Origin of the sequence: Pseudoxanthomonas wuyuanensis (genome assembly GCF_900215535.1) — a bacterium.
GTDB classification, from domain to species: domain Bacteria; phylum Pseudomonadota; class Gammaproteobacteria; order Xanthomonadales; family Xanthomonadaceae; genus Pseudoxanthomonas_A; species Pseudoxanthomonas_A wuyuanensis.
Window position 1 is genome coordinate 854617 of record NZ_OCND01000001.1, and the last position, 26934, is coordinate 881550.

13 protein-coding genes and 2 pseudogenes are annotated in these 26934 nt (G+C 62.6%); 7 read left to right on the forward strand and 8 right to left on the reverse strand.

Going from position 1 to position 26934, the window contains the following annotated elements; all coding sequences use genetic code 11:
• Nucleotides 1–86: 86 nt before the first annotated feature.
• Genes CRO39_RS03650 through CRO39_RS03660 form a run of 3 tightly spaced genes read right to left on the reverse strand, consistent with a single transcriptional unit; the run spans nucleotide 87 to nucleotide 3510 of the window.
• Nucleotides 87–878, reverse strand: a complete 792-nt coding sequence (locus CRO39_RS03650) for a MipA/OmpV family protein (RefSeq protein ID WP_202926353.1) — start codon at nucleotides 876–878, stop codon at nucleotides 87–89.
• Nucleotides 879–909: 31 nt separating this feature from the next.
• On the reverse strand, nucleotides 910–2364 hold the full coding sequence (locus tag CRO39_RS03655; RefSeq protein ID WP_097120479.1) for an NTP/NDP exchange transporter: 1455 nt from the start codon (nucleotides 2362–2364) through the stop codon (nucleotides 910–912).
• 48 nt (nucleotides 2365–2412) lie between these two features.
• Nucleotides 2413–3510 carry an oxidoreductase gene (locus tag CRO39_RS03660; protein ID WP_238394730.1) on the reverse strand — a complete coding sequence of 366 codons (1098 nt, stop codon included), beginning with the start codon at nucleotides 3508–3510 and terminating at the stop codon, nucleotides 2413–2415.
• 124 nt (nucleotides 3511–3634) lie between these two features.
• Between CRO39_RS03660 and CRO39_RS03665 the strand changes: the two genes are divergently transcribed.
• Nucleotides 3635–4246, forward strand: coding sequence for a TetR/AcrR family transcriptional regulator (locus CRO39_RS03665; protein ID WP_097120481.1), 612 nt, complete (start codon nucleotides 3635–3637; stop codon nucleotides 4244–4246).
• 133 nt (nucleotides 4247–4379) lie between these two features.
• Here CRO39_RS03665 and CRO39_RS21155 read toward each other — a convergent pair.
• Nucleotides 4380–4637 (reverse strand): annotated as a pseudogene (locus CRO39_RS21155) (Atu4866 domain-containing protein); the annotation flags it as partial.
• A 72-nt stretch (nucleotides 4638–4709) separates the two neighbouring features.
• Nucleotides 4710–5255, reverse strand: a pseudogene (locus tag CRO39_RS20830) (nuclear transport factor 2 family protein); the annotation flags it as partial.
• Nucleotides 5256–5515: 260 nt separating this feature from the next.
• On the opposite strand from CRO39_RS20830, the gene CRO39_RS03675 reads away from it, so the two are divergent.
• Nucleotides 5516–6415, forward strand: coding sequence for an AraC family transcriptional regulator (locus CRO39_RS03675; RefSeq protein WP_097120483.1), 900 nt, complete (start codon nucleotides 5516–5518; stop codon nucleotides 6413–6415).
• Nucleotides 6416–6480: 65 nt separating this feature from the next.
• Here the strand turns inward: CRO39_RS03675 and CRO39_RS03680 are convergent, their stop codons facing one another.
• Nucleotides 6481–6981 carry a lipocalin-like domain-containing protein gene (locus tag CRO39_RS03680; protein ID WP_097120484.1) on the reverse strand — a complete coding sequence of 167 codons (501 nt, stop codon included), beginning with the start codon at nucleotides 6979–6981 and terminating at the stop codon, nucleotides 6481–6483.
• On the reverse strand, nucleotides 6978–7802 hold the full coding sequence (locus CRO39_RS03685) for an SDR family oxidoreductase (protein ID WP_097120485.1): 825 nt from the start codon (nucleotides 7800–7802) through the stop codon (nucleotides 6978–6980). Before CRO39_RS03685 ends, CRO39_RS03680 begins: the two co-directional genes overlap by 4 nt.
• Before the next feature lie 96 nt (nucleotides 7803–7898).
• Between CRO39_RS03685 and CRO39_RS03690 the strand changes: the two genes are divergently transcribed.
• The gene (locus CRO39_RS03690) at nucleotides 7899–8807 is read left to right on the forward strand and encodes a LysR family transcriptional regulator (RefSeq protein WP_097120486.1); all 909 of its coding nucleotides are present in this window, start codon (nucleotides 7899–7901) and stop codon (nucleotides 8805–8807) included.
• On the opposite strand, the gene CRO39_RS03695 is transcribed toward CRO39_RS03690, so the two are convergent.
• Nucleotides 8798–9127 carry a helix-turn-helix domain-containing protein gene (locus CRO39_RS03695; RefSeq protein WP_342351730.1) on the reverse strand — a complete coding sequence of 110 codons (330 nt, stop codon included), beginning with the start codon at nucleotides 9125–9127 and terminating at the stop codon, nucleotides 8798–8800. The two genes, CRO39_RS03690 and CRO39_RS03695, sit on opposite strands and share 10 nt — an antisense overlap.
• A gap of 570 nt (nucleotides 9128–9697) precedes the next feature.
• Here CRO39_RS03695 and CRO39_RS20405 point away from each other — a divergent pair.
• The 4 genes from CRO39_RS20405 (at nucleotide 9698) to CRO39_RS03710 (ending at nucleotide 26927) form a co-directional block, all read left to right on the forward strand.
• Entirely contained in the window at nucleotides 9698–10519 is an 822-nt protein-coding gene (locus CRO39_RS20405) for a rhodanese-like domain-containing protein (protein WP_141400702.1), read from the forward strand.
• 169 nt (nucleotides 10520–10688) lie between these two features.
• A complete protein-coding gene (locus CRO39_RS03700; protein WP_097120487.1) occupies nucleotides 10689–15614 on the forward strand; it encodes a beta strand repeat-containing protein in 4926 nt (1641 codons plus the stop codon).
• A 118-nt stretch (nucleotides 15615–15732) separates the two neighbouring features.
• Complete coding sequence (locus tag CRO39_RS21270; protein WP_141400704.1) at nucleotides 15733–22095, forward strand: Ig-like domain-containing protein; 6363 nt, start codon at nucleotides 15733–15735, stop codon at nucleotides 22093–22095.
• On the forward strand, nucleotides 22092–26927 hold the full coding sequence (locus tag CRO39_RS03710; RefSeq protein ID WP_141400705.1) for an RHS repeat-associated core domain-containing protein: 4836 nt from the start codon (nucleotides 22092–22094) through the stop codon (nucleotides 26925–26927). Before CRO39_RS21270 ends, CRO39_RS03710 begins: the two co-directional genes overlap by 4 nt.
• The last annotated feature ends 7 nt before the right edge of the window (nucleotides 26928–26934 follow it).

Here is a 26934-nt window from a genome sequence, read left to right on the forward strand (position 1 = left end):
TTCGAAGCACGGCCGTAGGCAAGGGCGGAGGTTTCTGCGAAGGATTGGTGCGGTTGCAGGCACCGAAACCAACGCCCTTGAAGGGATCAGAAGCGCCGGCTTAGTCCCAGCACCACACGCCCAAACCCGTCGCGGTCAGGCTCCAGCAGCGGGCTGTCGCTGAGCTCGCTCGGCAGCAACTGGTACTCAACCGACCCGAGAAGCTGCCACTTCGATGCTCCGATCGGATGCATCAGCGTCAGACCTATACGCGGGATAACAGCAGATCCAGGGGAGTACCCTGCGACCCCTCTCGCGATCTCTTCGTCCAGTATTCCGAAGTAGTAGCCCGCGAGATCCGAGGACATCCAGCTTGCCCCCGCGTTGGCCGTGAGCGCGGTCCGGTCGAACAGCCACGTGTACCGATAGTCGAGGGAAATCTCGTAACCGCCACTGGCATCTGAAATGTCATGAACACCCTCAAGCGAGATCGCACCCCATGTCGAGGCGAAGGTCGCTCGAAAGCCGGCATCCATACCGTCATCGCGATCGCTCAACAGGCTGGGGTCCACGCCGTTGGCCACGAGCTCAGCGTGCCCGAGGTCCGAGATATCGAACCCATATAGGCGTGCGGACAAAATCGCATCGAACGTAAATCCGCCCGATTCATACAGGTGCACACCACCGGAGATCCCACGCAGGAACACACGCTCTCCCTCGTAGCTGATCAGAGGGAACGGCCGGACGCGCGATTCTTCGCCGGCATAGGGGCTGTCGATGACAGCAGCACCGACGCCGACTGACCATTTTCCCGATGGCGCAGAAGATTCCTGGCCCAACGCAGTGGCAGGAAGAGCAAGAAGAGCGAGCTTTGCGAGCGTTCGTGCGGTCATGTTCATTCAATGGCTCCAGTAACAGGGATTGGAATTTCTACTTTTGGAGTTCAGGCGGGCCAGGTCGCGTCGGACGCGCGGGGAATGCCGCCACGGACGCCGCCGATGGGCCAGGACTGTCGTGTGCGCCGTCAGAGATTTCAGGCGTGGCGATCGTCGGCGCCGGAGGAAGCACCACGCGCCGTGCCTGCGCGCGTCCCAGCCAGATGCCCAGCGCGGCCCACACAAGTGCCAGCGGTACCACCATGCTGACCAGTCCGCCCATGGCAAGCCCCAACCTTCCGAGTGCGCCTTCGGTCTGCGCACCGATGACATCGCCGGTGCGGTACATGAACGTGTCGACAAAGGCCTTGGCCTTGTACTTCTCCTCACGGCTGACCACGGTGAACAGCGCCTCGCGCGCCGGCCGGGTGATGCCGCGCTGCACGGCGCGGTTGACGGCTTCAAGCAGGATCAGCACCACAAACGAACCGTAGACCGCCAGGCCGATGAAGCCGAGCGCGGTGGCCACCGGCAGGATCGCCAATGCCACGCCCAGGCCGAAGCGCTTGATGATCTTTCCGGTCAGGGTGAGCTGCAGGACCAGCACCGCGACCTGCGTCCACATGTCGATGTTGCCGAAGATCGCCGCGCGCGCGTCGGTGTCGTCGGCGACCGCCGCGACCATCTGCAGGCGGGTGAAGTAGACCAGCGTCGCTACCACGGTCATCAGCAGGATGTAGCCGGCGATGCCGGTCAGATAGCGCGACCGGAACACCGCACGCAGGCCCGCCCACGCGCTGCCGCCGATGCGCTCGGCCTCGCTCGCAAAACCGGCCGTCGCGGTCGTGGCGGCCGGCGCACCGGTGCCCACCCGATCCGGCGCCACGTGAACCAGCAGCCAGGCCATGGCAAGGGCCAGCAGCAGGAAGCCGCCAGCGACCAGCAGCAGGCTGGGCGTGCCCAAGGGCTGGGCCAGTTGCGAGGTGAGCCAGGGGCCGAAGATCGCACCGAGCGTGCCGCCCACCGAGATCAGGGCGAAGAAGCGTTTGCCCTGGTCGCTGGTGAAGCGGTCGGCCAACAACGCCCAGAACACCATGGTCACGAACAGGTTGAACACGCTGAACCAGACAAAGAACACCTGGCCGCTGCGCTGGCCCACAGCGTCGGGCGCGAACATCAGCAACGCCCAGAAGCCGACCAGGCTCAGCACAAAGAATCCGTAGGTCGCACCGATGAACTGCAGCCGCCGCAGGCGGCTGACCAGCCAACCGAACAGCGGGTTCACCGCCAGCGTCACCACCGCGGTGCCGATGAACAGCCAACGGATGCTCTCGATACCGCGTTCCATGCCCAGCGCGTCACGTGCAGGTCGCAACAGCATCAGCGCAGTCAGCACGCAGAAGAAGAACAGCGCGGCGATCAGTACCGGTACGATTTCCTCGCGGCGGAGGTTGAACAAGGCCTGCAGCAGGCGTGGGCGACGCGGCGCCGGTATCGCGGTTCTACTCATGGAGAGGGGGCCTGGTTAGGAATGCGTTGTACAAGCGCGTGCTGGCATTCAGTCGGCAATGCGCGACGGGTAGCGCGTGCCGCTGAGTTGTTCGCTGACGGCCCACAGGCGGGCGGCTGCCTGGGCATCCGTTGCGGCGGCGGGCACCCTGGCGAGGCCGAGCGAGCCACGCGCTTCCATCAAGCCGGTCGGCCCGTAGTAGGCGCCGCCTTGCGCTTCCTGCGCGGTGGCGGCGTACAGCGTCGGCACTGCGCCCTGTGCGGCCGTCTGGAAGAAGCGCCACAGCAGGGTGCTTCGGCCTTGCGAAGGCAGCAGGTTGGTGCGTGAGAGCCCCGGATGGGACGCGATGCTCTTGAGGCCCCAGCCGGCCGCATCACTGCGCCGTTGCAGTTCGAGGGCGAACATCAGGCAGGCCAACTTCGATTGATCGTAGGCCGCAGACGGATCGTAGGCTTGCTCGAACTGCAGATCAGGGAAGTTGATCGCCGCCCCTCTTCGTGCGGCGGCGATGCTGGACAAGGTGACGACGCGTGGCGCATCGGCCTTCTGCAACAACGGCAGCAAGTCCGCGGTCAGGGCAAAGTGGCCCAGGTGGTTGACGGCGAATTGCATCTCAAAACCGTCCTTCGACGTGCCGCGATCCGGCGGTTCCATGATTCCCGCGTTGTTGATCAGGCCGTCGAGACGGGGCAGCGCCGCGTTGAGACGTTCAGCCAACGCGTGAACTGAAGCCAGGTCGGCCAAGTCCAGCGCTTCGAACTGCACGCGCGCATCGGGTGTTTCCTGCCGGATGCTCGCGATCGCTTCTTCGCCTCGCTCCGGATTGCGTGCCGCGATCACGACCTGCGCACCCGCGGCCGCCAGGGCCTTGGCGCTTTCGTAGCCGATGCCGCTGGTTCCGCCGGTGACCAGGAAGATGCGTCCATCCTGGGAAGGCATGTCGGCCAGGTTCCAATCCGGCTTCGGCTGGCCCTGCGCAATCGAGCCGCCCGCGGCGCACGCGGAGAGGAGCAACGCAGCCAAGGCGGCGAGACAGGTTCGCGACCGGGAAAACATCGGACGCGCCTTGGAATCCGAGGTCGCGGTACTGACGACCGTGGTGCGGCCGCGTCGGGAGAGAATGCCAGAAGCTGTCCAGTTGGCCATGGTCTTTGCCTTGCAAGGGACGGGAGGGTAAGCTGGATGCATAAATAGATGCACCGAGTGCTTTATTTAACGTACCGAGTGCAAATTAAAGATTCTTTAAGCGATACATACGCCAGGCACTCGAATGTCGGAAATCCTCCCCCCAGCGGGCACTGCGCCCGCAGAAGGCTTGCGGGAACGCAAGCGCCGCGAAACACGTCAGCGCATCGCCGAAACCGCGCTGCGCTTGTTCCTCGCCAAGGGCTACGAGGGCACGACGCTGGACGCCATCGCGGCGGAGGCCGGCATCTCGCGCCGCACCTTCTTCTCGTACTTCAAGTCGAAGGACGACATCATCTTGTTCGGGCTAGACGCGGATTCGGCCATGATGATCGCCGACCTGCTGAAGACATCGCCCGACGTACCGCCGCTCGATGCCGTTCGCGATGTGATGGTGAAGCGCATCGCGCGCCATACGACCGAGCAGATGAAAGCCATCGACGATCTCATGCTGTCGAGCGAATCGCTGCTTGCGCGCAAGCAGACGTTCTACGCAAGACAGGAGCAGGCGCTCTTCAACGCGATGTGCGAGGTCTGGCGGCAGCCTGAGCGCCGTCGGGCGCTGCGGATGGTGGCCATGGTGTCCATCGGTGCGATGAGAGTCGCGCTTCAGGCATGGAGGGAACAGACCGGCCAGCGGAAGTCGGCGGCCAAGTTCCTGCGGGACGCCTTCGACAGCCTGAAATCCGGGCTTTGACTGTGTACCAAGACCGAATGCTGTGACAGATCGCCCGGTTCAACCTCCGGCGCGAAGCGCATCGTCCCCAACACAACCGGCATGACGGCGAGTCTTGCGGCGGGCGCTTGGCATACAGGGCAAGAAGTGGCGGCTATCGACGGCGGAAGATCATCCCGCCGTGGTGGAGGGTGTTTTCGTCAACGAACACGCCGTCGGCGGTGAACCCAGTGTCGTCCCAATAGTCGATGTGATTGCCCTTCACCTCGTAGCGACCTTGATAGGCGCTTTCCCGGGTGCCGCGCGCCTCGTCATAGCGGCCGTTGAGAAGAAGCTCATGACGGATGCGCCCGTCATCGGTCACCCACATCCCGACGTAGGGGTGCTGGTTCATTTGAGTATCTCCTTGCTGGTCGATCGGAATCCGCCTGATGACATCGTCGTAGGGCACCAGGTCGAGAAAGGCGGTGACTTCGGTTGCGCGAAGATTCGCCATTCGGAAGATCCACACGTAGCTGTTGCTGTAGGGCGCTCCGTCGGCGGCGGTTGCGGCACCGTCCCAGTGCACGATGACGTCGTTGCCGTCGGCCCAGATGTCCTTCACCGTCGGCCGGACGGGTGAGGAAAGGCGTGCCGCGAATGGCGCTACTGCCTGCTCCATGAACGCATCGCGACCCCTGTAGCTCCCGGCCGCCGGGCTCGTTCCTTTGATGGTCCAGACAACGTCCGGCGCCAGCACGTCCTGGAAGAATGTCCCGCTGCCAGCAGCCCACTTCTCGAAGGCTTGTGCAATGAACTGGCGATTGCGTTCGATGGTCGAATCGCGATTCTGCGCAAGCGCCAGTCCGCTGATCAGCGTAGCGAACGCCAGCGTCACCACCACGGTGAAGCGTCTTGGCATCGTCATATCGTTTGCTCCCAAGATGTATCCAAAAGGTCGGAAAACATGGCTCGGCGTACGCGATGGAGCCCAGTCGTGGCCGTCACGCACGCCGGTGACGGGCGCAACGACGGCGCGCCTCCGCGTCATCCGCGCCCCAGCCCCGGTCGGAGCCGAAGGTCATGGTGGCGAGGCGCGCATGCCTGATCGTCCGGGCAGGCGGTGTTGTTCGGGCACAACGGGGTGGGGCATCATGAACTCCAGCCAGAGCAGATACGTGAATCTGTAAGGCAGAAGTTTGCCGCCGCAGCGCAGGACGGGCATAGCAGGATCGTCCGGAATTCTTGTGCGATCATCCGAACGGACGGCTTTCCAGTCGCCTGCACACCGACCTGTTCATAGAGTGACGCATGGGTTCTCTGACAAGGCTCGTCGATATCGTGGGTCGTCACGTCCGGGACGACGGCATACACGGCACACCGATTCCAGGCGTCAGCCTGATCCGCTCGGGCACACCCACTATGCCGATGCCGGTGGTGTACGAGCCGACGCTGTGTCTTGTCGCGCAGGGCCGCAAGCGGGTGATGCTGGGAACGACCGCCTATGTGTACGACCCGGCCAGGTACCTGATCGCATCGGTCGATCTGCCGGTCACGGGATCGGTCATCGAGGCCAGTGCGTCGGCTCCCTATTTGTGCCTGATGCTCGATCTGGACATGACCGAACTGAGTGAGCTTGCCCTGCGTCATCCCGCTCCGAGCGAGAATGACGGTGCACCATCCGCCGGCCTTGCCCTCAACGCCACGACGCCCGAACTGCTGGACGCGGCGGTACGGCTTGCGGCACTGCTCGACAGGCCGCGTGACATCGAAGCGCTGGCCCCGCTGGTAGTTCGGGAGATTCTGTACCGTCTTCTGACCGGCCCCGGCAACGGCATCGTCCGGCAAATGGCGACAGCGGACAGCCGCCTGAACCAAATCGCCAGGGCCATCGCCTGGCTAAGGGAGCACTACAGCGAAACATGCCGGATCGATGAAATCGCCGATATCGCCGGCATGAGCCGTTCCACGTTCCATGCGCATTTCAAGGCGGTCACGTCGATGAGCCCGCTGGAATTCCGCAGCCAGTTGCGGCTGCAGGAAGCGCGCAGGCTCATGGTTGCCGAGGCCATGGATGCAGCAGGCGCTGGATATCGCGTCGGCTACGAAAGCCCCTCGCAATTCAGCCGCGACTATGCCCGCATGTTTGGCATGCCTCCAGCCAAGGATGCCTGGAGATTGCGTACGACCGCCGGAGCGCCGACAGGGTAACCGGATGGTCGGTCGTCCCGTCGGGGAACGCCTTTCCGTAGATCCTCCCCGGCGCCCATTGCGCACTAACGGACCCGCACGAACTCCGCGCTCACCCGTCCTCCGTCCGGGCGGGTGAACGTTTCGTACATCCGATCACCCTCGACCGTCAGCTGCAGTTCCCGCCTAGTCCGAACGGCGCCCACCCAGTTGGGAAACGTGGCGCCCTCGACGCGGTTGCCGGCGAAGCGACCGTGCTCGTCCACCGTGTACGTACCGAAGAACCCGATGCTGGACGCCATGGCACGCTTGTTCTCATCGTCGGTGCCACCGCCCCGCGCGTCCGACCCGAAGCGTGGGGTGTCGCCATCGGTCAGTACCTCGACGAAGTGCATGTCGGTAGTGAAGACCAGCATGCCCTGGGGATTCTCGCCATAAGGTCGCTGGGTCTCGCCATCGGTCTCCAATGTGGCAGCAACCATGCGCCACGTGCCGGCAACCTGGTTGGGTGCGGCAGGGGAGGGCACAGGCTCGCTGGCCCGGACGACGATGGAAGCCGCAAGCAGAAGCGCGAGCGACCACTTCATACCCTGTCCGCCGTCAGCGTCAGCGACTTCTGCGCCACCAGATCGTCCAGACGGGCGGTCAATGCGCGATGGATGTTCTCGAACGCCGTGCTGCCCAGCGCGATCCGGCGCCGCGGCTGCGCTGAATCCGCCACCTGGATCATCGCATCGACTGTGCGGTCGGCGTCGCCCTTGATCTCGAACGCGCCGCTGGATACGGCGCGGCGCACATCGCCGGCCGGCGTCGCGTCGTAGACCTCCATCGGGGCCGCGTGATCCAGACCACGGGCGAACCCGGTCGCGGTCGCCCCCGGCTCGGCGATTACGATGTCGATGCCGAATAGCGCCACCTCCTGGGCGACCGCATCTAAAAAGCCCTCGATGCCCCACTTGGTCGCATGGTAGAGACTGAAATTGGGATAGGCCATCTGTCCGCCTTCGGACGAGACCTGCACGATCCGGCCGCCACCCTGCGCGCGCAGATGGGGCAGCACGGCGCGCACCAGTTGGATCGATGCGGTCAGATTGGTGGCGATCTGACGCTCAATCTGCGCATCGGCGACCTCCTCTGCGGCGCCAAACAGTCCGTAACCGGCGTTGCTGACCACCGTATCGATCCGGCCGAAGGCAGCGAAGGCGGCATCCACTTCCTGCCGCAGTGCGGCCGTATCGGTGAGGTCGAAGCGCGCCACGCGCAGCCTGTTGCCCACCGTTTGCTGGAGCGCCTCGAACGGCGTCGCACGCCGCCCGCATGCGACCACCCGGTCGCCCCGCGCCAGCAGCTTCGTGGTCATGACCAGCCCAAGGCCGGACGACGCGCCTGTGATCAACCATGTCTTCATCGGGTGCCTCCTGTGGGGTATGCATACAAGGTAGGGGCCCGGGCGGCGTATGATAAGTCGCACCAATACGAACAAGCTGGTGAAAGGCATTCACCAATGACGGACGTCAGCCTCTCCGATCTGAAAGCATTCGCCCACGTGGCGCGACACCGCGGCTTCCAGAAGGCCGCCGACGCGCTTGGCGTATCGCGGTCGTCCCTCAGCCATGCCTTGAAGGGGCTCGAGCGCCAACTCGGCGTCCGCCTTCTGCATCGGACCACCCGCAGCGTTGCGGTGACGGAGGACGGCGAGCAACTGCTGCAGCGTCTGGTCCCCTTGCTGCGGGAACTGGACGACCTACTGGATGCGGTCAGCCATGGCCAGGACGAACTGGTCGGCACACTGCGCATCAACGCCAACAGGGGCGGCGCGCGCTGGTTGCTCAGGCACGTCGTGCCGATATTCCAGCAGCGTCATCCGCGCGTGGTGCTGGACCTGGTCGCCGAAGGGCAACTGGTGGACATCGTGGGCGAAGGCTTCGATGCCGGCGTGCGCCTGGCCGAGTCGGTACCGAAGGACATGGTGTCCGTGCCCTTCGGCGGCGACATCCGTTTCGTTGCGGTGGCTGCGCCGGACTACGTCGAGGCGTTCGGAGCGCCCGCGACGCCGGCCGACCTGATGTCCCATCGCTGCATTCGCCAACGGCTCCCCAGCGGCAAGCGCTATCGATGGGAGTTCGAGAAGGGCACACAGCAACTCGCACTGGATGTCCCCGGCATGCTGAGCCTGGACGACAACGACCTGATGGTCGAGGCGGCTACCGATGGTTTGGGCGTCGCCTTCGTCCCGGAATCCTTCGCTCGGCCAGCCCTGGATAGCGGCGCGCTGGTCCTGCTGCTGGAAGACTGGACCCCGGCGTCACCGGGTCTGTGCCTCTACTACGCCAGCTATCGCCACGTGCCTGCGCCGTTGAAGGCATTCATTGCGGTCATTCGTGAAGCGACGCAGGGCCGAGACTATCCCTGACCAGCGAAAGCATCCGGCTGAGCTTGGCTGGATCCATTGAGACTGGCAGCCCGGCCATCCGGAGCGGGTGTCGGACGCCGGGCATACTGCCGCGGTGAAGTACCCATGACCCGCTTGAACGCCGTGCTGAACGCGCTTTCGGACTCGTAGCCGAGCGACAGGGAGATGGCGGAAACGGAATCGCTGGTGTTCTCCAGCCTGTCTCCCGCCAGCAGCATGCGCCAGCGCGTCACGTACTCCATCGGCGAGGTGCCTATCGTCGAATCCCGAGCGCGACATGTAGGCGTTGGCGTCCCCCCGGTTTTGAGTAGCGCGTCGATTAGGGGCCGTTATCGTGGGTAGGGAGGGCTGCTTCGGTCTTGAGTGTGAGCGCTCTGGCCTGCGACGCCACTCGTTGGAGGCGCTCGTCGCGTCAACCCGCTTTGTGGGAGAGCGACTCAACACTTGGACGGTGCTAGTGCACGTTGCGTTGCAATCGGCGTCCGCGCGCCTCCGGAGGGTTGGAAGGCATGAGGCGGAAGTTGATACGCTGGAGCAGGTGCTGCGCATTCGACGGCGAGCCGAGGACGAGGACCTGTTCCATCACAGCGGTCCTGCAGTAGGAGTCGATGCGCTACATGGCCTTACCGAAACCAGATGGTGTTCGGGAACTTGAGGCAGGTCAGCATCAACAGGCTGCTTCTCCGTGCTCGTCGCAAGTTGACGAAATCTTCTCCGTGCCATGACGGAGAGAACCTGTAGGGATTTCCCCTACGTCGACACCCATTGCCAGGAAGGAGAACGCTTTCCGCTGCATTGTCGAATCCATCTGCACAAGTAAATACGTTTACTTGCCATTTGCTCTTGAAATGCAATCAGGTTGATGTTTAATCTTGTCCGGTGCAGGAGCGATGGGGATCATCGGTGCTCCTGCCATCGTCGATAAACGGATTTACAGGGGTTCGACTGTGGGAATTCATGAAGCCGGCGCAAGAGGCGCCGGGCTAAGCGTTGCCTTGCTCTTTGGCTGGGCTACTTCTTTGATGCTGTATCCGTGGGCTGCCGCTGCCCAGGAGCCTGGAAGTACGGGCGATCCGAGCGATAGGTCGGCATTGCCTTTGGACATCACTCCAGAAGGGGTTGCTGAGCTGCTGAGAAGCGGCGCGCCATTCCAGTTGGTCGACGTTGATCGCCAGCGAGAGCCTGTGGCATTACCCGCGGAAGCTCGCATCATCTATTACTCATCCACTCCTGCCTCAGGCCATGCGCGCGCCGCTGCGCTGCGCAACCGCAGTGAGCGAGCTTCGCAGTCCAGCCAGCGTCTGATGGGCACTCCGGTTGAATGGAACCGTTTGAAGTTGCCGCTAGCTGAGCCATTCGATCTAAACGAGCCTATCGCGCTATCTCCTCAGATCTTGGCGCAAGCCCTGCGTGATGGAACCGATCTGCTGATTGTGGATGTGCGAGGGAATGCGAAGGGGCCTGATGCTGTTCAGCCCTTCGCGGACGCACTTGCGCTGCTGCCTAATCAGGTGGCAACTCATAGCGCGACATTCCCAAAGCACGCGTGGGTAGTGGTCGTGGACGACGGTGGAATTATCGCTCCCCAGATCGCCAGATCATTGAACGGCGACGGATTGAGTTTGGTCGCTTACCTGCAAGGTGGTTACGTGGCCTGGCAGACTTCGGCTGATCGCGATATTCCACCTGGACCGCATCGGCCACAGCCGTGAACTAGGTAAGTTTTCTGCGCTGCCTTTGGCGGTGCCCTGGCGGGAACAAGCCCGCCTGTAGCGAAGCATGTCCTTTACGATGGATATCTCTATGAGACAGGAAGTTGCAGTCACTCCAGAACGTTCGCGTAGCGCATCGAGGACTATCGATCGCTTGCGGTGGCTCTGGATGCTGGCCTTCTGCCTCTTTTTCAGTGCTCAAGCGTTCGCGCAGACGATAGTGCAAGGCGCCATTGCGGTGGACACGCAGTGGCAAGCGGCTTCTGGTCCTTACGTGCTGCGGGGCGATGTCGTCGTGCAAGGCGGGGCCACTCTGCACATTGCCGCCGGCACGCAGATCTTCATGGAAGCCAATGCGGGCCTGCGAGTGCAGGCAGGCCGTGTGCAGGCTATAGGCACCGCGGCTGAGCCGATTCATGTGCAATCGGACCGTGTTCGTATCGGCTCGTCTCCGCAGCCCGGAGATTGGGGGCAGTGGGTCTTTACGGCAGGTACTGCCGACACGCTGCTTGAGCATGTCGTGTTCTCGCATGGGCGTGGCGTAGCGGTGCATGGCTCAGCCCCTGTTTTCAATCACGTAAGTATCGAGAATCAGTTGGGTGCCGCGGTCAGCGTGGATCTGGCTGCGTCACCGAGTGGCGTGGGCAACGCCGCGACGGGCAACACCTTGAACGGTATCGCCGTTCCCGAAGGCGACATCACCAGCTCCGTCCGCTGGGGACTACGCGGAATTCCCTATGTCGTGCAGAACGGCACCGTATCGGTCGGTGCATCACCGACCATCAACTCGATTTCCCCCGCGCAGATCCAGCAGGGCGAAACCGCTACCTACACGTTCCAGGGCACACGGCTGACAGGGCTGAACACCTTGAGTTTTGAAAACCCCGGCATTGCCGCGGTTGCGGTTCCCGGTGGCAGCGCGGTCGAAGCGCAGTTCGATATTACGGCCAGCGCTGACGCGCCGCTGGGTGCAGCCGCATTCCAGGCTCTGACCGATGCCGGGCCGGCCAAGGCTTCGGCCACGTTGACCGTGGCGCAAGCACAGCCCACGTTGACGACGCTGACTCCCGCAAAGCTGTTCACGGGGCAAGGCGACGTCGAGGTGACCGTGTCGGGCCGTGGATTCCTGCCTACCTCTCAGGCACGCGTCAATGGCAGCGGGGTGACCACCCGCTTCGTCTCCGCTACCGAAGTCGTGGCGACGATCGCCGCACCTGCTTCCGCTTCAGTATTGTCGGTGTCGTTGCAGACACCAGATCCTGCAGCGCCGGGTGAATTCCTGGTTTCCAATGCGGTGGACCTCCCGGTCGAGGCCGCAAGGATCGTCCTGAGTCCGTCCAGCGCGACGGTGGCCCGTGGCTTTAGCCGTTCGTTCACGGTAAGGCTTCCCTATATTGCGCCCTCTGACGGCGTAACGGTTGCGCTGGTATCGAGCGTGCCGTCCGTGGCGACCGTAGCTGCGAATGTCCTCGTGCCGGCAGGACAAATGGAAGCGGAGGTGCCTGTCAGCGCCGTCGGGCTGGGTGTCACTACGCTGACCGCCAGTAAGGTCGGCTTCATCAGTGGGCAATCGTCGATCACCGTGGTGCAGCCGCCGACGCTGACACTCACTCCGTCCGTGCTGTCGATTGGCCAAGGTCGCAACACTGCGCTTGCTCTGCAGTCCAGCGTGGCAGCGGGCGAGGGCGGTCTGGTCGTGGCGGTATCCAGCACCGATTCAGCGGTGGTATCCGTACCAGCTGAGGTAACCATTCCTGCCGGTAGCCGCAATGCGACGGTAGCGATCAGCACGGGTACGTTGGGCGAGGCCACGGTCAGCGCGAATGCAACCGAGTATATCGGTGGCATTTCGACCATCTCCGTGCGCCCAGCGTCGGTGCTGTTGCCAGAAGGCCTGCTAGTGGCGCCTGGTCTGACGCGCTCGTTGCCGCTGACGTTGTCCGACCCTGCGCCAGCGGGCGGCCTGTTGGTCTCTCTGCAAAGCAGCCATCCCGCAATAGCGGGTGTGCCGGCCAGCGTGACCGTGCCGGAAGGCGAAACCGTGGTCAACTTCCAACTGTCCGGCATCGCAGCGGGGAACGCGACAATCACCGCCACGGCAAATGGCTATCAAACGGGATCGGCCCCTGTGGTGGTCGAAACGATCAACATCGGCATTGGAAGCCCCGCCTTGGCGTCGGTTTCGGTGCCGGCAGAGTTGACCCATTCCTACACCCTGACGCTGTCGCGCCCCGCGCCCAAGGGCGGTGTGACGGTCGCTTTGAGCACCGCCGATCCGTCAATCGCTACGGTATCTCCATCCAGTATCGTCATCGCCGAGGGTGAAATCACCGGCAATGCCATCAAGGTGAGCGTCACCGGCCTGGTCAAGGGCAGCACCTCGCTGGTGGCTGACGCTCCGGGTCTGGCTACGGCCAATGTACCCGTCACGGTCACGGGCAAGTTAGTGCTACGTGTGTTGAATGCCAACAACCAGACTACGACTGCGGCTGGTAAGGGCATGCGCTCGTATCAGAACGAAGCCTATGTCGATCTCAAGACTGATGGCGTGAATTACCTGGCTGTTCAACAGAATGGACTGGCTATCAATCTAACCAGCAGCGATACCAGCAAGCTGCTCGTTCCAACTGAAGTCATCGTTCCGGCTAACAGTTACTATGGGTACTTCGCTATCACGGGTGTCGATCTCACGAGTGGATCCCCAGTGACGGTCGATGCGTCGGCAGAGGGAGTTTCCTCGCCGACAACGAAGCTGTCGGTCAATGTCGTAGCGCCGACGGTGGCGTTCGAATCGCTGGACGGCAATCGTGCGCCGGGCAGTGCGCGGGACAACTTCCGCCTCTACGTCCGTGTGCCCGGCGCGGCTTACTCCGGCAACGAAACAGTGGCTTCGGAGATGCCGTTCCAGTTGTCGCTGGTCGAAGCGGCTCCGGCCAATGTCGTCGACGGCTTCTATGCGGCACTGACCGGTGGTAACACCATCAGTCAGGTCGTTGTTCCTGCCGGGAACAACCGAAGCAGCTACGTGCATGTGGGTAGCCCGACGACAGCGGGCTCCTATAAGGTCCGGGCCAGCGCCGCAGGCATCACCGAGGCCACATCGGCGGTGCAGACGGTGAGCGCCCCAGAACTGCGCATCCGCAATGCCAATAACCAGTTCACGGCGGTGGTGGGCAAGGGTATGCGTTCGTACCTTTACGAAGTGCACGTGCAGCGCATTGCCAATGGCCAGGCATTCAATGGCGCCGAGCCTCTGGTAGTGAACTTGACCTCTAGTGACTCCGGCAAGGTCAGCGTACCGGCAAACGTGACCATTCCGGCGAATTCGGACTCTGTCAATTTCTACGTCACAGGCGTGGGCCTTACCGATGGCACTCCGGTTACGATCGATGCGTCGGCAGAGGGAGTTTCCTCACCGACAACGAAGCTGTCGGTCAATGTCGTAGCGCCGACGGTGGCGTTCGAATCGCTGGACGGCAATCGTGCGCCGGGCAGTGCGCGGGACAACTTCCGCCTCTACGTCCGTGTGCCCGGCGCGGCTTACTCCGGCAACGAAACAGTGGCTTCGGAGATGCCGTTCCAGTTGTCGCTGGTCGAAGCGGCTCCGGCCAATGTCGTCGACGGCTTCTATGCGGCACTGACCGGTGGTAACACCATCAGTCAGGTCGTTGTTCCTGCCGGGAACAACCGAAGCAGCTACGTGCATGTGGGTAGCCCGACGACAGCGGGCTCCTATAAGGTCCGGGCCAGCGCCGCAGGCATCACCGAGGCCACATCGGCGGTGCAGACGGTGAGCGCCCCAGAACTGCGCATCCGCAATGCCAATAACCAATCGACTGTGGTCGTGGGTATGGGTATGCGGTCGTACCTATATGAAGTCTATGTGCAACGGACTGCTAATGGCCAGGCGTTCAACGGTGCCGATCCGCTAGTGGTGACTTTGACAAGCAGCGATCCGAGCAAAGTCAGTGTGCCGGCCACCGTCACCATTCCGGCGAATGCCGATCTGGAGCGCTTTTACGTCACCGGCGTGGACTTGACTGATGGAGCACCGGTAACGATCGATGCTTCGGCAGAGGGAGTGATCTCGCCAGCGACCAAGTTGGCGGCTACGGTAGTGGCGCCGACGGTGACGTTTGAATCATTGGATGGGAATCGCGCGCCAGGCAGTGCGCGGGACAATTTCCGCCTCTATGTCCGCGTACCGGGTGCGTATTACAGCGGAAACGAGACGGCTGTGTCGGACATGCCGTTCCAGTTGTCGTTGACAGAACCAACCCCGGCGAATGTCGTCGATGGCTTTTATGCGGCGTTGACCGGTGGTAGCACCATCAGCCAGGTCGTTATTCCTGCAGGGGACAGGCGAAGCAGCTACGTCCATGTGGGTAGCCCAGCGACAGCGGGTACCTATAAGGTCCGCGCCAGCGCGGCAGGCATCGCCGAGGTCACATCGGCGGTGCAAACGGTGAGCGCCCCGGAACTGCGCATCCGCAATGCCAATAATCAAGCGAGCGTCACCTTGGGCGCAGGCATGTATTCCTACAGTTATGAGGTTTATGTCGAACGCATCGCCAATGGCCAAGCGTTCAATGGTGCCGAGGCGTTGGTCGTTTCGCTGGCCTGCAGCTCGGAGGCGGTCTGCATCGCGCCGACTACCGTCACCATTCCGGCGAACGCCAGTTCCGTGAACTTCCGTGTGGCGGGCGTTAATCCTGGAACCGCGGTCATCAATGCCACAGCGACAGGCTACCTGCCCTCGGCTGACGTACCGGTTACGACGGTGATCGCCGACCTTGTTTTCAGCGGGTTGTCAACCAGCGGCAGAGTTGGCCAGAGCAATAACTTCACCGTGTATCCACGCGTTCCGGGGGCTGTGTACGCGGGCAACGAAACCGTCGTCTCCAACTTGGTGATCAACCTGACCAGCAGCGCGCCAGGAGTGGCTACCGTCTCGACAAGCACCACCATCGCTGCGGGTAGCCGCCATTCGGCCACAGCCAGTTTGACGGGCGTTGCGCCAGGCACGACCACGGTGACCGCCAGCAGTACGCAGACGCGAAGCGTCACCAGCCCCACGATCACCATTGCGCCTTGAGGAAGTGACGACCATGCATGGAGCTAAGAAGTCCCTTTCTGTCAGGCCGATGAAGGTGAACGCCAGGACCATGGCGGTCGTAAGCTCGCTTGCGTTGCTGCTTTCGATGACGGCCGCAATGCCAGGCTCTGGACGGGCCGCCGAGCTGACCCTCCAGGACGGCGTCGTAGTGAAGTTCGGCGAAGACGCCGGTTTGGTGGTGCGCGACAAACTGGTGAACGGAAAAGGTGTGGTGCTGACCAGCAGCAAAGACGACAGCGTCGGCGGCCAGACACAGGCTGTACCGCAGCAGGCCAGCGTTGGCGACTGGCGGGGCGTCCGCGTCGAGAAGTCCACCTCTGGTTTCGGTGCCCAGCCATTGACTGACCTTCTGATCCGCTACGGCGGGGGTGGGGAAGCAGGCGCCGCACTGACGATCCGTGGCGTCAATCCGAACATCCAGTATCTACAAATTAGCGACAGTGCCACCGGACTGCGCCTGGTCGATGGAGCATCGCCCGCCATCAATGGCGCCAGCTTCCTGCGTAACGAAACAGGCCTGGAAGCCAGCGGGCAGAGCCAACCCGTCATCGGCAGCACGCAGTTCTCCGGGAATAGTGGGTGGGGCGTCCGCAATCTCTCCCCGGACACCACAATCAACGCGGCAGGAAACTGGTGGGGACATGCCAGCGGACCGAAGGACGACGCGGCAAATCCCGAAGGGCAGGGTGATCGTGTCTCCGCCGGTGTTGCCTACGGCGGGTTCCTGACCGCCACACCGCTGCTGAATCCAACAGTGCGAGCGGTAGCACCGGCAGCCTTCTACGAACAACCGCTGATTGCGCTGGAGGTGTCCTGCGTCAATGCAACCGAATATCGCGTGGCGGAAGATGGCGCCTTCGCAGGTGTGCCGTTCATACCACTCACCAACGGCCGTGCCCAATTCGACTTCGCCCTGTCGGCCGGCGATGGTCGGAAGAATCTCGTTGCGCAGTTCCGCGATACCAGTGGCTCCCTGGTCACCGCTACCCTGGCAGGAGGCGCACTGCTGGATTCCCAGCCGCCTGCTATTGCGCTGAATACACCGGCCGCGGGAAGCGTGCTGGTGGATCCGATTACGTTGGAAGCCAATGCCAGCGATGCCTCTGGCATCCAGCAGGTGCAGTTCTATCTGGACACGCAATCGCTGGGTACTCGCAGCGCCGCGCCTTACCATCTCTCTTGGAACCCCGGCAGCGTGGCCGAGGGTGACTATGTGATCCGCGCCGTCGCCACCGACCTGGCGGGTAGGTCCAGCGAAGCCAGCGCCAACGTCACCGTCTCGCGCGGCGCCCCGATAGTGGACACCGAGGGCCCCGTGCTGTCCGCGGTATCGGCAAATGGTACGCCGCTTCAGCAGGGCAGCACCTTCACCGGTAGCGCCACCCTGAGCTTCACCGCGTCGGACCGCAGTGCGATCTCCCGCATCGAACTGCTGCTGGATGGCGCGGTGGTCGCCACCGCAACCGGTAACGGCAGCTATACCGTGCCTCTTTCGCTGAATGGCGTTGCCAATGGCCCGCATGTGCTGGCGCTACGCGCATTCGACTCGCTGGGTAATACCACGACACAGCAATACGACATCGTCGTTGCCCATGCGCCTCCCGCAGCGCCGGTGATCACGCAACCGACCACAGGCAGCAGCACCCGCACTGCCGCGATGACCGTCACCGGTACCGCAGCGGCGGCCAGCGCGGTACAGGTCAGCCTGAATGGCGAGCCCGCGGGGGAGGCGACCGCAGACAGTTCCGGCCGCTTCTCGGTCGCGATAACGCTTGTCGCGGGAAGCAATCGGATTCAAGCCACCGCCACCAACCAGTACGGCACCAGCGGGCCGTCCGCGGAAGTCGTCGTCACCCTGGATGTGACCGTCCCGTCGGCACCCTCGGCGCTCTCGGCAACTCCGGTCGCGGGCAAGATCCGGCTGGCCTGGGCCGGCTCCAGCGATCCCAACGCGGTGGCGCATGAGGTCTATCGCGCGCCGACGGACTTCCAGACGGTCGGCGAAGCGCAGCGGGTTGTCCGGTTGGCAAAGACCGCCACGCAATACGAGGATGTGCCGGAGAACGACGGCACCTACTTCTACCGAGTGATTGCCGTCAATGCGGCTGGTACGCCGAGTGCGCCCACCAATTCCGCCAGCGCCGCCATCGACCGCACCGCACCCTTCGCGGTCAAGATCGAATACGTGGCTCAGGGCGGCGCCTACGACCCCGCCAGTCAGACCTACGGGCAGGGCGCGGTGCAGGTGTCGGTAGAGGTCAACGAACCACTGCAAGGCACGCCTTACCTGAGCCTTGTACCCGAGGGCGGCCTACCCATCCCGGTGGACCTGGTCAAACAGGACGATACGCACTACACCGGCGTGCTGACGCTGCGTCCGGGTGCGGGCACAGGTATCGCCAACGTGCTGTTCTCCGCACGCGATACGTCGGGCAACCGCGGCGACCAGGTCAGGCAAGGGGCCACGCTGCGAATCGATACCATCGGCCCGGTATTGACCGTTATCGACCTGAGTCCGGCCGCGCCCATCGATGCCGAAGCCTCGCAGGATGTCTCCGCAACCTTTACGTTCAGCGAAGCCATCCCCAGCGGTACGCCGCCGGCCGTGCAGTACCGGTTGTCCGGCGCCGCGCGCATGCCGGTGGTGCTGAACGGGCTGCAGCGATTGGCAGCCGATCGCTGGCGTGCCGATTTCCAACTGCCGCAGGATGCGGGCGCAGCAGCGACGGAATTGTTGAGCTTCGAATTCGCTGCAGCCGACGCACTGGGCAACAGCAGTTCCCAAGTGGATGCGGTCAATCGTTTCCAGGTCTACCAGGGCGAACTGCCGGCGCTGGATGTGCCGCTGGGTCTGGCCGCAAGCGCGTTGCCGGCAGGCCAGGTCAAGCTGGAGTGGCAGCCGGTCGACGGCGCCACCGCCTACCAGTTGTACCGGCAGGCCCCGGGCGAAGCGCAGCGTAGCGAACTGACGCGCAGCGCCGTCGCAGAATATGTCGATGCCACGCCGCAGGACGGTCTGTACCGGTACACCGTGGCGTCGGTGCGCAGCAGCAACGGCACCGAAGCGCTCAGCGCCGAATCGCCGGTGGCACAGGTCAACAGCAGCCGCACGGCGCCAGGGGCGCCGCAGAACCTGCAACTCAGCCTGACCAGCCAGGGTGTGCTGGCGTCGTGGCAGCCGCCTGTCGGCACTGCACCGGCCAGCTATCGCCTGTACCGTTCGGCCACTTCGCCGATTACATCAGTGGCGGGCCTGACGCCCATCAAGCAGGGCATCAAGCTGACCCAGGTGGTCGATGCGGCGCCGTCGCAGTCGGAACACGCGTACGTGGTCACGGCCGTGGACAGCGCCGGCAACGAGTCGGCCATCTCCAACTCGGCGTATTTGAACTTCAGCCTGTTGCCTGTGCGCCGGCTGGAGGTCGAACAGGTCGGCACCGCGCTGCCGCGATTGAGCTGGACACCCAATGGGTCTGGTGCGGTGGGCTTTGACGTCTACGTGGGCGAGGGCGACGGGCGCGTCAAGCTGACCAGTACGCCAATCACGGCTAACGAGCTGACCGACACCGGCTTCACCAGCGGCGAACGCCGCTACACGGTCGAAGCGGTGGACGAGCATGGCGAACGTCAAGGACGCAGCCTGGTGCTGCCCAACCTGGGCACCCAGATCGTCACCGGCCTGCCGTTGAAGCGCAACGTGATGAACCGCCTCGGCGTGCAGGTTTCCAATCTGTCCGCCGGCAACCTTGCCGCCGCCCGCGTGGTGGTAACGCTGGGTTCGCGCCGCTTCCAGTCCGAAGAGTTCACGCTGGCGGGCAACGCCAGCAAGATGGTGCCGGTGATTGTCGGCGGTTACCCCGACATCACCAACCCTGCAGCATTGGTGGTTGCGGTGGAGAACGTACCCAACGAAGGCGAACACGTCCGCTTGGGCACCGAGCGCGAGGCGACGGTGGTCGATAGCGCGCTGGTCGTCGGACTGGAAACCGAAAGCTTCGTGCGCGGAGCATCCGGCCAGGTGCGGCTGACGGTGGAAAACACGTCCGAGGTGGAAGTGGAACTGCTGACGGCCCGCAACAATGGGCGTGATGCCTCCAATGAGCTGCGCCTCAAACTGCTGGATGCCGACGGCAACCTGCTCAGCGCCACACCGTACAAGCAGGTCACCGGAGCGGGCGTGATCACGTTGGCCAACGGCCAGACCGTGGCGCGCATCGCGCCTGGGCAGCGCTATGTTTCCGACACCTTCCTGATGCCGGTGCCCAGCAACAGCCCGGACCAGGTCAGGTTGCGCCTGGAAGTGGATGCGCTGCGCTACAGCACCGGTGAGCCTGAGCAGGTGGCCATTCCGGGCATGGGCAGCGAGCGCTCCCTGACGTTGGCCAATACGCCGTACTTCGGCGAGGTCGCCAGCGTCAGCCCGGTGATGTCGTTCGGTACCCAGGACATCACCGTGCAGGGCAGGGCCATCGACCGCCAAAGCGGCGATCCGGTGCCGAATGCGCCATTGCGGATTGCCATCAACCAGGAAGGTTTCGAGCGCCTGGCCGATGTCACCAGCGACGAGACCGGCGCCTTCCGTTACGTGTTCAAGCCCACCACGACCGATTCCGGCCTTTACCATGTGGGTGCGATCCATCCGGACATGACCGACCGGCCGAAACAGGGCCAGTTCACCATCAATCGGGTGGCAGTGACCCCTGGCACCTTCAAGTTGAATGTGCCGCGCAATTACGCCTACCGCGTCGACTTCCGCGCCAGCACCGGCGTAGGCGCGCAGGCCAGCAACCTGCGGGTGGTGTACGCACCGGAATACCAGCAGAGCGGCGCCTTGATTCCAGGCATCAAGGTGGAACCGGGCGCACCGCTGAATATCGGACCAAAGCAGAACCTGGCGATGCCGGTTTCCGTGTCCGGCGACAACACCGCGCCGCCCAGCGGTCGGCTGTTCCTGGCCGTGATGGCCGACGGCGCCGACCAGCCGCTGTCGCTGCTGGCGGTCGACTACACCCTGACCGAAGCGGTACCGGCGTTGTTCGCCACACCCAACTACGTGGAAGCCGGCCTTTCGCAGGGGCAAAGCGTCATCGAGACCGTCGTCATCGAGAACAAGGGTTTCGTGGCGATGAGCGACGTCACCGTCGCCCTGGTGGACCAGACCGGTAGTCCGGCGCCGTCCTGGGTTGCGCTGGCCTCCACGCCCAACCTGGGTTCCATCGCCATCGGCGAAAAACGCAGTCTGGACATCAATGTGGCGCCAACCGCCCAGGTGGCCGAAGGCATCCACGAGTTCAAGCTGCGCGTTGCCGGTAGCAACCTGGCGCCGGAGGACATCAATGTCTTCGTGTCGGTTACCCAGTCCGGGCAGGGCAGCGTGCTGTTCAAGGCATCGGACATCTACACGGCCACCCGCGACCAGAACGGCAATCTGATTCCCGGCCTGGCCGGTGCGCGCCTGGTGCTGCAGAACGAAGCGGTGATCAGCCAGAGTTACGAACTGACCACCGACGCCTTCGGCGAAGCGTTCTTCCAGAACCTGCCGGCCGGCAGCTACAAGTTCAAGGCCAGCGCCAGCAACCATCAGGAAGCTTCCGGGCGTTTCGTCATCAAGCCGGGTCTGACCATCAACCAATCCGTATTCCTGGAATACACGCTGATCTCGGTGGAGTGGTCGGTACGGGAAATAACCATTGAGGACCGCTACGAAATCACCCTCAACGCCACCTTCGAAACCGATGTCCCCGCACCGGTGGTGGTGATCCAGCCGACCAGCATCAACTTGCCGAAGATGAAACCTGGCGAAGTGCTGCAGGGCGAACTGGTGATGACAAACTACGGATTGATCCGCGCCGACAACGTTCAGGCCCGCATCCCGGCCAGCGATGAGTACTTCAAGTTCGAGTTCCTCGCCCAGCCGCCCACCACGCTGGAAGCCAAGCAGCGCGTTCGGTTGCCTTACCGTGTCATTGCATTGCGCAGCTATGGCAGCGACGCAACCGGCGGGCCTTCATCCGGTGGTGGAAGCGGAGGTGGCGACGGTGGAAGTGGCGGTGGCGACGGAGGGACTGGTGACGGTGGTGGTATCGACGCCGGCCAAGGCGGGGGTTCGGGCGGCGGTACGGGAAATAGTTCGCCGACCGAGCCGACCAACGTTTCCGGTACCCCGGGTTGCTACACCTATACCGCCCGCTATCGCACCACCTGCAGTTTCATCTGTGCCAATGGCACAGAAAGTGAATCGTGTGGCTCATCCGCCAACTGGTTCTACGTCGAGAAGAGCAACTGTCCGGTGGGTGGCTCTCCGGTGGGTTCCGGTGGTGCGGGTGGGGGCGGTTGGGGCGGTTCCGGCGGACCGGGCTACTCCGGCATGCCCGGGTTGCCGCTATGCGCCAAGGGCAGTGGCGACTGCTATGACGCACAGAACAAGCAGTCCGCGCCAGGCAAGGAAGGTGGGCAGTGATCGTATTCAATAGGGAGAACCGAGTGACCGCTAGAACAGGTACAACGCCAGATCGGCTGAAGCTCGCATTCGCGGTACTGCTGGGCCTCGTACTTGCGGTAGCAGCGTGCTGGCCGCAGACGGCGACGGCTCAGGCAGTGCATCCGCTGGGTGCGCGCGGAAGCATGGGACTGGGTACGCCGAACGGAGACTTCACCGTAGCCCAGGACGATCTGGAGGTTAAGGTCCCCGGCGGGTATGTGCGGATCAATCGCGACTTCGACGGCGGCGAATGGGCCTTCAACCGGCAATGGTCGGGGCTGACGACGCGGAACTTCAGTCAGGGCCTCTACTTCTCGGCGACCAATAGCAACTGCACCACTATCGATGGCATCACCACTTGCGACTCCACCGCTCAGTCAGGTGCTATCAGTAGGGCGCGGGAACTGGGAACCATCAAAACCCGCGTCGTCAATGACCCTACCTTCGGCCGCGACGCAGAAGGGAACCCGTTGCCAGCCGGTTTTCGTCATGAAGCCCTTGCGCGCAAGGGCGTGGTATTCAGCCCGAACTCGGACGGCAGCGTATACGTCAGCAGCAAGCACCCCCGTTATCTGGTGCGGCCGGCGCCGGTACCCACGCTGAGCGCCAGCAGCAGCCCCGACAACCACCCTGTAGCAGGAAAGCCAGGGCAGGGAGGAGCTGCGACCAGCAATGTCAGCGGCTACCGATGGGTGGATCGCAGTGGTCAATGGATCGAATACGACAACCTGGGGCGCATCAGTAGCTATGGCGATCGTAACAATGTACGCGTCTGGTTCCAGTATGGCGGGCATGGCGAGCTTGAGCGCGTTCTTGACGACAACGGCAGGACGGTCTTCACCCTGCTGTACGCGGATAACGGCGGGCGCATCACCGAGGTCCGCGACCACACCGCGCCCAGCGTACGCCGTGTTCGCTACGAGTACGACAGCAACGATCGTCTGGCCCGCGTAATCGATGCGCGGGGCAATACAACGAGGTTCCACTACGGCAGTAATCCGCTCAACGGTACCGACAATCGCAACAAGATCATCAAGGTAGCCGATGCCGAAGGGCGAGAACTACGGATCGACTACGGACCGACTGGGAGAATAGAGAAGCTGACCGCTGCCGATGGTGGTGAAACCACCATCGACTATGGCTACGACAAGCTAAAGAAGGAATTCAGCGTCACCCTGAAGCTGCCGCAGACCGACAGCGGAAGCACCATCGACAGCCAGCGGTTCGATATCGAAGGCCGGTTGATCTATCGTGAGGTCAACGGCAAGGTAGTGTTGACCGGTCAAGGCGGCAGTCGCTCGATGATCTATATCGACGAGCGCAACGGCAGCACCGAGATCCAGCGCGATAATTTCGGAGAGGTGACCAAGATCACCTATCCCGATGGCTCATCGATGAGCTACTCGTATGAGTCAGGGTCAACCGATCTGCGCGAAATGACTGATGCCGCAGGGGTTATCTATCGCTATGCCTACGACAACCGCGGCAATTTGATCAAGAGCACTGTCGCCGCCGGCCGGCCAGAACAACAGGTTCGCGACTACGTATACAACGCACGCGGAGAAGTCGAAACGGCAACCATCAAGGGCGGCGCCAATCCCGACGGTTCTTCCGACAGCGACGTGCAAATCCGCCTTGCCTACGATGACCAAGGCAATGTGGACGAGTTTACCGACGGCGAGAACAAGGTCTGGCGGTACGACCATGATCACCAGGGCAATCGCACCAGCGTTGTCGATCCCTTGGGCCACGAGTGGACAACGCAGTTCGATGCCCATGGCAATCTTGTCCGTGAAACCGACCCGACCCAAATAAGCTGGCAATACGGGTACGACGCGACCGACAAGTCCACCAGCGTTACCGACGGCCGGGGCAAAGTCAGCCGCCAAGGCTACGATTCCGTAGGTCGCGCCAACACGCTCACCGATCCTTACGGCGCCACCTTCACCGACAGCTACGATCTGGCGGGCCGATTGCGGCACCGCGCCGATGCTTCGGGACAGGCGTCGTCGCTCTCCTATGATGCTGCTGGCCGCATCGTGAAGGTCGTAGACGGCGGCGGGCTGGATACACTCCTCAGCTATACCGAAGTCAACGGACAGGACCAGGGCGCACGGCAACCGTCCAGCATTCGTTACCCCACGTTCGAGCGGAAGTTCCGTTTCGATTCTCGCAAGCGGCCCGTGCAGCAAACCGAGCTGCTACCGGATGATGCACGTGTCAATGGCATCGCCTACGACGTGATGGGGCGCATCAAGACCCTCACCGATCCCAATGGCCATGCGCGTAACTACGAATATGATGCATTGGGCCGCCTGACCGCGGTAATCGACCAGTTGGGCAACACGGTCTCCCTGGCTTATGACCATCGCAACAACGTCATTGCGGTCACCGATCAGAACGACAAGACCACCCGTTTCGCGTACGACGGCCGGGGATTGCTGGTGCGGGAAACGAACCCGCTGGGTCAAGTCTTTCGCTACGTCTACGATGATGCTGGCAATCCCATCGAATCCATCCGTCCGGATGGTGCGCGCGAGACCAACGGCTATGACGCCGCCGGCCGCCTGCTGTCGCGCAAGACCTATCGTGCTGACGGCGGCCTTGAGCTGGAGGATAGTTTCAGCTGGGATGCCGCCGACAACCTCAAGACCTGGTCCACCAGCGGCGCGCAGGGGGTGCTGGAGTACGACGACGCCGACAGGCTGTTGAGTGAAGCCGTCACGTTGGGGACGGTCACCTTGACCCGTTCCTACACCTATTACCCCAATGGCGACGTCAAGACCTACACCGGGCCAGACGGCATCACACTGAGCTATACCTACGACGGCTACGGCGGTCTGGCGCGGTTGGACATCCCCAATGAGGGTTCCATCAGCATCACCGAACGGCATTGGACCGCGCCAAAGAAAGTAATCCTGCCTGGCGGCTCGGTACAGGAGATCGAACGCGACGGTCTGCTCAATATCACCCGCCTGAAGGTCCGCAACCCCAACCAGGCCACCGTGTTCGAACTTGTCAATCGCTATGGCAAGCTGAGCGAATTGACTTCACGCGAGGCCGACGGCAAAGAGACCGGATTCGAATACGACGACGCCTTGCGCCTGGTGAAAGCCGACCCAAGCTTTATCGCCGGCACCAGCGAAACCTTTGTGCTGGACAAAGCGGGCAACCGCACCCAATACAGCGCGGTCAGTGGCGCCTGGGTGTACGACGACGCCAACCGTCTGCAGAGCCGTGGTAGTTTCAGCTACAGCTACGACGCAGCCGGCAACCTGACGCGCCGTGTCGACACCAGCAAGTCCGAGCCTCAGCGCACCACCCATTTCGTCTATGACGCCCTCAATCGCCTCGTCCAGATCCGCAACGGCAACGACCAACTGGTTGCCCGCTACAGCTACGACCCGTTCGATAATCGCCTGAGCAAGGAACTGGCAGATGGCCAGAAGACCTTCTTTCTACACGGTGAAGAAGGGCTGCTGGCCGAGGCGGATGCTTCGGGCACGGTGGTCCGTAGCTATGGCTGGAATCCGGACGGGCTGTACTCGACCGACCCGATGTTCCAGCACACCGGCGGTCAGTACTACTACTATCACAACGACCACATGGGAACACCGTGGCGCGTCACCAATCGCGCTGGCGCGGTAGTGTGGTCAGCGACCGACTACACCGCCTATGGCACTGCAAAGCTGGCCAGTGGCGCACAAATCGAACAGCCGTGGCGATTCCCAGGTCAGTACCTCGATACGGAAAGCGGCCTGCACTACAACCTGCGACGCTACTACGACGCCGACACTGGTCGCTATGTCAGCGAGGACCCGCTGCGATTTGACTCTGCGATCAACTTCTATCCTTACGCAAAAAACTCGCCTAGCAATCTGATCGACCCGACGGGTGAGGTCGCGTTCCTTATTCCCTTGGTCGGAAACTATTTGCGCTGCGTTCTTGGGTGTATGGCATGGAGTGCGTTGGGTGATTTGGTGCAAGGTGAGTGCATCAGTCTGGATGCGCTCCCCGACTGCGCCAAGGACTGCATCCTCGGGATGCTGCCTATTCCGAAGCCATGTAAGTTCCGCGGCATGTTGAATGGCGTGTTAGCCGGTGGTTCGGCGCTAAGTGGTACCGGGCTGGTCGATGGGGCGGGCAGTGGTCTAGCTGACATGACCAACAGCTTTCCCGGAAGCACTCTGGTGATGACACCAGATGGGCACAAGCGTATCGATGAAGTCCGTCCCGGCGATGAGGTAGTGGCATACGCGGAGTGGCTGGATGTGTCTCGTCCGGAAAAGGTGACGGACGTGATTGTTTCGCACCGACAACAAACACTCGTCACAGTGACGCTACAGAACGGGAATAGTGTCGTAGTAACGGGCGGACACCCGATGCATACCCCTGAGGGTTGGCGTGCAGCACAACTATTGCTGGCCGGCGGGCGATTGAATATCAGAGGTAATGACGGGGATCTAGCAGCAGTAGTCATCGCCAAAGTGGAGAGTAGAACGGATGTGATTCCGGCCTATAATCTGGAGGTGGCGAACTCGCACACATTCTTCGTGGGCGAGGATGGAATCCTTACACATAATTGCCCCAAGAGAAAATACACGCCCAAACAGCACAGATCGGCATGGGAGAAGAAGAACGGCAAACCGTGGCCAAAAACAGAAGATGGAAAAAACTATCATGGCCATCACGAGCCACCACTCGCCGAAGGCGGGCAAGATATCTTAGGAGAAGTCAATCCGATGCACCCCAATGATCATAAGGCATTACATCAGCAAAGAGGTGATTTTAAGAAGTGGGGCGCCAGATGAGCTCAGA